Origin of the sequence: Paenibacillus sp. GCM10028914, from assembly GCF_042666275.1 — a bacterium.
Taxonomy (GTDB): Bacteria; Bacillota; Bacilli; order Paenibacillales; family Paenibacillaceae; genus Paenibacillus_AQ.
Genome location: NZ_JBHTFO010000007.1, coordinates 155014 through 162625 on the forward strand (window position 1 = coordinate 155014; position 7612 = coordinate 162625).

The following is a 7612-nucleotide window of genomic DNA, read 5'->3' on the forward strand; positions in this document are numbered from 1 at the left end:
AGTAACCGGTTTCCATTCCATGTACTTCTTGTTATGATTTGTTCTTATAGGGATTATATATAAGTACTGGCTTACTAAGATATAAGTTGGTATTACAGGAGGTTAGAGGGATGATCCATACTTTATCACTAGATGATCGTGACACGATACAACAAATATGGGCGCTGCAGCACATGGCTTATCCGTTCGAGGCTGAATTGATTGGATTTACGGAAATTCCTCCGCTCATGGACACGTTCGACTCTATTTCTTCAAGCGGTGAAGTTTTTTATGGTGACTTTGATGAAGATGGAGAATTGATCGGTGCTATTGCCATAGAACCTGAAGACAATCAAGTTACGATTTCAAGAATGATGGTTCATCCGGGACATTTTCGAGCAGGGATAGCAGCGAGACTCATACGGCATGTTCTGGAGAGGTATTCAAATTCCTCGCTTTTTACGGTATCGACAGGGAGCAAAAACACCCCCGCTGTTAAATTGTATGAGAAATTTGGTTTTAAACCAAAGGGTGTCTTTGAAGTGGCGCCTGGAGTAGAACTTACCGAGTTTCACCTCACCAAAAGGGCTTAATTATAGAACGGGGTGTTATCATCTGAGGAAGGAGGATTATATTTGAGCAATCCTTGGGTTATTGACAATTTTAATATTTTGGTACGTTTGTTGCTCTCAATGCTAATGGGAGGACTGATTGGTTGGGAGCGGGAACGTTCCAATCATGCAGCAGGACTGAGAACTCATATTTTGGTTTGTTTAGGCTCCACCCTTATCATGTTGCTTTCGATCTATGGTTTTACGGATTTTGTAGCTGAAGTGAATGTCCGAATTGACCCAGCACGTTTGGCGACAGCTGTCATTACGGGAATCGGTTTCCTAGGTGCGGGAACAATTCTTTTTACAGGTAAATCAATTACCGGGCTCACGACCGCGGCGTCGATTTGGGTGGTTGGTGCAGTGGGACTTGCTATTGGAGCGGGTTTTTATTTTGCCGCTATCGTTTCGACGTTGCTGATCCTTCTTAACCTGGTTGTGTTTAACAAGCTTGAGCAGCGTTATATTCGCGGAAGTAAGCTGCATTTGATAACGATTCATGCTGCAAATACTCCTGGTCTTCTAGACGGTATATCTGCGATGCTTAAAGATGAAGATTGTGTAATTAAAAAATTGATCGTTAACGAAAGAAGCGCTATCCCATACGGAGATCTTCAACCGGCTATAGCAGGTGTTGAAATCTCTCTGCAGGTACTTACGGATCGGAAATTCGATCCTGTTAAACTGACTACACAGATCCGTGAAATGGGCGGAGTGACGATGGTGACCGCAGAATAGATCACAAATAGACGCCACTCCCTTACAACAAGGGCAGTGGCGTTTTCTTTGTATCTGTGAGATATCCAGTTAATTTACAGTTACTCTGCTTTTGGTTTGGGGTACTATCAAGACATGAATACTTTCTAATGGACGGGGAGGGGATGTACTCGTGAGTGTACCGGAACATCAGGCAATAGCTCAAAAACAGAAGTCAAAGAGAAGGATGAATCTGAAGAAACATCCGGGCTTGCTCCGGCGAAAACGGAAACTTCCCGCACTCCTGCTAGCGGCTCTCTTTCCAGGAATGGGACATGTTTATTTGGGGTTATACCGCAAGGGAATTACATTTATTATGCTGCTCATGCTTGATGTATCTGCGATGTTATACTTCTCATCCATCGGCATGCAAATCAATGTTCCCCTGCTTATCATACTTGGGCTACTTATTCCGCTCGCTTATTTTTATAACGTATACGATGTGCTCCAAACAGCAGATTTTATACTTTCACGACGTCGACGTGGTGAAGCTTCTGCTGCAGATGCCCTTGATGATGAAGAAGTATCAAAGGGGAGAAATCCTTTTCAAGGGGAACGCGGTCTTTCGTTTGGATTGATGCTTATAGCTGGTGGGGGACTTCTTATTCTGTTTCACCAGAAACCAGTGTGGCTGCAAATCGGAATACGTGATTATGGTGCCGTAATCTGTGCGGTGCTGCTTATTATTGGCAGTATTATAGCTACGATCCGAGAAGCATTGCGGAATCGGGTTGGGTAATTAACTTTAGATAGCCCGGATATGAGTAGGGGGAAGAGTGATGAAGCATAGAATTAGAATCGGACGATACACAGCTGCCGCTCTACTCCTGTTTACAGGAGTTCTTTTACTAATAGATGAATTGAACGGGACGGATCATATTTTTCTGCTTCTAAAATGGTGGCCAGCTCTATTTGTGATGTGGGGGATAGAATACTTAGTACGATTTACGATTTTTTATGTCCGGAGACGGAAGGGTGAATTCCGGTTCCGTGGGGACTTCCGCGGGATTATCATTTCCGTCTGTTTAGCTGGATCTGTTTTTGTCGTGACTCAGCAAGAGCATTTCCTACATCTCTGGAACAGGGTAAGCTTGAATCTGACTGCGGCCGGAGTGGATTATAGTGAAGCTGCGGATAATAGTTTTAAGTTGAAACCACTTGAAATCCCTGTTTCCCTGAACACAAGTAAAATAATTATTGATCATTTGAACGGGGATATTACGGTTTATCGGTCAGATGTCGATAAGATTATTGTGAAAACTGAGGTTTGGGTAGATCAGGAGGAGAAAGGAATCGCAGAAGGGATTGCAGAGCAATCGACGGTTCAAGCAGACGAAGGCAATACGATCATTATTCGGGCTAAGGGGAAGGCATATGGCCAATCTGGAAAAAGACAGCCCCGGATGAATATGAACATTGCAATTCCTGATGATCGTCGTTTTAACCTGGATATTCGAACGATGAATGGAGCTTTGAAATTATTGAGTGTGCAAGCAATTGATACTATCTCTGTGGAGAGCGGTAATGGGCCGATTACGTTAAGTCAAATTTATGGAGATGTGACAGGTAAAACTTTAAATGGCGATCTCAATATACGTAATGTATTGGGTGATGTGAAGTTGTCTACGAATCGTGGACATGTAAAGGCTTATGACGTTTCAGGAAACGGTACATTATCTACACAAGTAGGCAATATTCTAGTTAAAAGATTTTCGAATGATATCGATGTGAAGACAAGAAATGGGAATGTAAAAGTGTATGATGCAGAAAGTAACTTGAATGTTGAATCATTAAATGGAAGTATAGATGTGCGCTCCGGAAGCATTAACGGGGATTGGAATGTATACAGCGGGGTCGGAGAGATGAATGTTCATATCCCAATGGAAGGGGATTATGAATTTGAAGGTGTTATCGGCTATGGGAGCATTCGAACGGAAATTCCAACCTTTACAATAGATCAGAAGAGCATTAATGGAAAACAAGGTACGGGTGAATACAACATCAAGGTTGAGGGCAATAGTGACCTTAACATATATCAGAGCTATCCCAAGTACAAGAATACTACTTCTGAGAGAGGGCAAACTCCCCTTCCTCATTGACAAAATTCAGAAATTAGCCGTACAATGAAAAAAAGCTGCATTGTGGTATTGTAATAAAAATCTAGCTTATATGAAGGCGGTGGACATTCATGTCATCTTCCGTGCAACATGCATTGGAACAACTAAAAACAACTGGTGTCCGCATTACGCCGCAACGTCATGCGATTTTAGCCTATCTGGTGGAATCGATGGGTCATCCGACTGCTGATGATATATATCGCGCTCTAGAACCTAAATTTCCAAGTATGAGCGTAGCTACTGTATATAACAATTTGAAAATGTTTATCGAAGCGGGCATGGTACGTGAACTTACCTACGGCGATAACTCCAGCCGGTTTGATGCCAATGTTTCCGATCATTATCACGTGATTTGCGAAAAGTGCGGAAAAATAGAAGACTTTAGTTATCCTTCTCTGGTGGATGTTGAAATTCAGGCCGAGAAGAGCACGGGTTTTCAGGTCAAAGGGCTTAGAATGGAGTTGTATGGGCTCTGCAAGTCCTGTAAATAAATATCGATTTCCTAAAACGTGCGGAATGACAGATTCCACACGTTTTTATTTTTTTGGAATGAAAGTGAGGTAATATTATTGGCAGCTGGTAGGAGGCGGAGCAGACGCCGCCGAGGACAGAGATCCTTGTTTCTTGGAATTATTCTTATTACAGCAGGGATATGGTGGATCGTCAGTGACCTACTTCCGAATTCAACACATACGGAACCAGACTGGCGTGGTATGAAACAGCCGATTTTTGTAAAAGGAACCATGATGGATTATGCGGCAATTGGCTCAGGAGAGGACTTAAAGCTGCCACTTCCTGTACTACAGGAAGCTGTTGATTCACATATACGGTATGAACAAGAATCAAAATCGGTCATATTGACAACGGCTAAGGCAGTTGTTCGTATGGAGCTGGACAGTAAGGAAGGGAAATGGAACGGTAAAACGGTAGCTTTTTCCGAAGCCCCAGAGCAATTAAATGGAATAGTATATATCCCTGTGGCTCCTTTGAAAAAGACCTATGGCATTTCGGTGCATCAAGATGCGGATACAGGCGCGGTTATACTTATGAATGCTGGTGACCGTATATCGCTTGCCCAAGCACAACCTTCCAAAAAAGGAGAAACCGTTGCTCTTAGGGAGAGTGCTTCCATTAAAGCGCCGATTCTCATGGACATGCCTCAAGGTGAGAGGCTTCGTGTGTGGAGCGAGGAAGAAGAATGGTATTTTGTACAGACAGACAATGGATTTACCGGTTATGTGAAGAAAGATGAGACTGAATCTCTAGGCGAGAAAAAGATTGATGTGCTCGATGTGCCTTCTTCAAGAGCCGAGAAGGAATGGAAAGGGAAGTCTGTTAATCTCGTGTGGGAGGCTGTCTATTCTCGAAAACCAGATCCGAAGTCAATCGGTGATCTTCCTGGAGTTAATGTTGTCAGCCCAACATGGTTTAGTGTTGGCGATGGTGAAGGAACAGTAGATTCAAAAGCTGATCCAGCATATGTTCAATGGGCACACGAGCGGAAGATGGAGGTTTGGGGTCTTTTGAGCAACAGTTTTGATCCGGATATCACGACTTCATTTCTATCCACATATGATCGACGTTCCCGTGTAATTTCGCAAATGCTGCAATATGCTGAGAAGTACAAGCTCGATGGAATCAATATCGATTTTGAAAATGTTTATACTAAAGATAAAGAAAACCTGGTTCAGTTCATGAGAGAATTGAAACCCCTTGCGCTAGAAAGAGGACTCATTATTTCGATTGATGTGACGCCAAAGTCGAACAGCGAGATGTGGTCTGCTTTCCTAGATCGCCGTGAGCTGGCTCTGGCTGTAGATTATATGATTGTCATGTCATATGACGAACACTGGGCTTCGAGCCCTAAAGCGGGTTCAGTATCTTCTTTATCTTGGTCTGAAGGCACGATGAGACGAATTATTGAAGAAGATGATGTTCCAGCCTCTAAGTTGATTCTTGGTATACCGTTATATACCCGTATATGGACAGAACAAGGGGAAGACGGAGGAGGCAAAGTATCTTCGATTGCTGTTGGAATGGACACGGTTCGAAGTCTAATTCGTGAGAAGAAGCTTCAGACTCAGTTTGATGAAGCTGCCGGTCAAAATTACGTCGAATATAAAGAAGAAAAAACATTAAAGAGAATCTGGATTGAGGATGAAACTTCCCTAAAAGCTAGGGTCGAGATGGCGCAATCGTTAGAACTGGGTGGAATAGCCTCATGGACCCGAAATCTTGGCATTTCACAAGCTTGGGAAGTATTGAATGGTATTCATAAGTAATCATATATTCATGCTGATACATTAAACAAAGGACCGGCTCCCAAATGGGAACCGGTCCTTTGTTATGAGTGTACATTGTGAGAATCACCTTAAAGGTGCTAATACTTAGAGTTTTTGTGTAGTGTCATGATGAGTGGATACAGGGGCATTGATCTTCGAATCCGGTGTTTCCGAAGATTCAACCTCAGCCCGCTGAGCTTCGACCTCTTCGGCTGTAATGTTGGCCACGTTAGGATCCAGTGTGAGCATCGTTCTACAAAACATACAGCGGTCGGTTTTTCCGAGCATCTTGGTCTGCTTCGCGCATTCAGGACATTGGATTTGTACAGCACTCGTGGAGAGCATGCCTGCCCAGAAGTAGATACCTAGACTACCCATCATCGTAATCAGACCTAGTACCAGACCAATACCAGCTACGATTTTACCTGCTTGTCCCCAAAAGACGACACCAGCTGTCCCGAGTACCATAAGCCCCATACCGATCATAGTCAGCAATAAGCCCCAGGTACGAAAAGCGTTAATCTTTGCAGTTTTAAAGATCATGGATTAAGTGCTCCTGTCATCAAATAGTTGTTCTATAAAAGAAGGAACTTTCATGGGCATGTAGAATTACATTATAACTGAATTGGCCAAAATTCGCCAAGAAATGTATGGAGGGAATCGTGGAATTAACCAACTTTTCTTTTTATTATCGCAATTCGGTTGATGAGGATGCTGTGGGAGCTATCGCTTACCGTAACTCGGGTAATACTTTTACTGGCTCAATGATCCACGATTTTGATTTGAATATTGTTGTTATATATGAAAGTGAAATCGACGAACCGTCGATCCAACACACGATCGTTAGTGGTGAGCGTTGTCAGGTTTTGAATGTTGGAATCGACAAATTGCAGGAGGCTCTTATGTACTGCAAAGATAGTCTGTTGTTAAAATGCTTTTTAAATGGTGAAATCATAAATGATAATAACGGAAGGTTAGCCGTTTTGCGCCGTGACTTTTTACGCTTTGCTGGTTCACTGCGAGAACAACAGTTATTTGTCGCTTTTGCTCATTTTTTACGTAAATATGTTGATGCTAAAGCACATATGAAAAACGGACGTGTAATGGACGCCAACCAGTCTATTATTGGAGGATTACAACACTGGGCTGAGATTGAGTTAATCGAGAGGGGGATCCATCCTGACGTTGCGGTGTTCGAGCAAATCATAGGACTGAATACTCCTGTTCGAAAATTATATGAACAACTTACGGTTAGCACAGAGACTTTGGGACAACGGATTGAACTCGTACTACTTGCTTGTGAGTTTTCGATGACTTCGAAAATCGCAGAATGCTCTGTATTACTTCTAAGAATCCTTCGGGGTAGAAGAATGCCTTGGACTATTCAAGAGCTGATGCAGCATCCAGAGCTTGAACCGGTTAGTAGTGAGTTGCCACTTGTACTACGTAAATTAGTTTATCGTAAACTGGTGAAAGAAGTTCCAGCTTGGAAAGAAACAGTATCATATCGTGGTGAGCATATTCGTTATTCTATAGACTAATAATTCGAATGAATAAAAGGGCGAAAAAGCCCTTTTTTTGTTTTAATTTGGTTTTTCAATTTTTTTTGTAAAATAGGTTGACGACTAACTAATATCCGTGATATATTATATCTCGCCCCTTCGAGAGGCAAAACAAAATGTTCCCTCAGAAAAATGTCGTTAAAAGAAATTTAAAAAAAGTTCTTGACGAAAACGAGGTAAACATGATATATTATAAAAGTCGCCGCTGACAACAAGATCGGCGATGATGAAGAAAAAGTTGATCTTTGAAAACTGAACAACGAGTGAGTTAAACCGATCTTACTTCGGTAAGATCAAAAATGAGA

At 42.3% G+C, this 7612-nt stretch carries 8 protein-coding genes; 7 read left to right on the top strand and 1 reads right to left on the bottom strand.

Annotated elements, in window-relative coordinates; translation table 11 throughout:
• Positions 1–110: 110 nt before the first annotated feature.
• The 6 genes from ACFQV5_RS06480 (at position 111) to ACFQV5_RS06505 (ending at position 5745) form a co-directional block, all read left to right on the top strand.
• Positions 111–572 (top strand): GNAT family N-acetyltransferase, encoded by a 462-nt coding sequence (locus ACFQV5_RS06480; protein WP_379244806.1) that lies wholly within the window; start codon positions 111–113, stop codon positions 570–572.
• A gap of 42 nt (positions 573–614) precedes the next feature.
• Positions 615–1328 carry an MgtC/SapB family protein gene (locus ACFQV5_RS06485; protein ID WP_379244808.1) on the top strand — a complete coding sequence of 238 codons (714 nt, stop codon included), beginning with the start codon at positions 615–617 and terminating at the stop codon, positions 1326–1328.
• A gap of 151 nt (positions 1329–1479) precedes the next feature.
• On the top strand, positions 1480–2085 hold the full coding sequence (locus tag ACFQV5_RS06490; RefSeq protein ID WP_379244810.1) for a hypothetical protein: 606 nt from the start codon (positions 1480–1482) through the stop codon (positions 2083–2085).
• Positions 2086–2125: 40 nt separating this feature from the next.
• Positions 2126–3445, top strand: a complete 1320-nt coding sequence (locus ACFQV5_RS06495; RefSeq protein ID WP_379244812.1) for a DUF4097 family beta strand repeat-containing protein — start codon at positions 2126–2128, stop codon at positions 3443–3445.
• Positions 3446–3534: 89 nt separating this feature from the next.
• The gene (gene perR, locus ACFQV5_RS06500; RefSeq protein WP_379244814.1) at positions 3535–3954 is read left to right on the top strand and encodes a peroxide-responsive transcriptional repressor PerR; all 420 of its coding nucleotides are present in this window, start codon (positions 3535–3537) and stop codon (positions 3952–3954) included.
• Between the two features lie 78 nt (positions 3955–4032).
• The gene (locus tag ACFQV5_RS06505) at positions 4033–5745 is read left to right on the top strand and encodes a glycosyl hydrolase family 18 protein (RefSeq protein ID WP_379244817.1); all 1713 of its coding nucleotides are present in this window, start codon (positions 4033–4035) and stop codon (positions 5743–5745) included.
• A gap of 105 nt (positions 5746–5850) precedes the next feature.
• On the opposite strand, the gene ACFQV5_RS06510 is transcribed toward ACFQV5_RS06505, so the two are convergent.
• Positions 5851–6288, bottom strand: coding sequence for a YgzB family protein (locus tag ACFQV5_RS06510; RefSeq protein WP_379244819.1), 438 nt, complete (start codon positions 6286–6288; stop codon positions 5851–5853).
• Between the two features lie 119 nt (positions 6289–6407).
• Between ACFQV5_RS06510 and ACFQV5_RS06515 the strand changes: the two genes are divergently transcribed.
• A complete protein-coding gene (locus tag ACFQV5_RS06515; RefSeq protein WP_379244821.1) occupies positions 6408–7286 on the top strand; it encodes a hypothetical protein in 879 nt (292 codons plus the stop codon).
• Positions 7287–7612 lie beyond the last annotated feature (326 nt).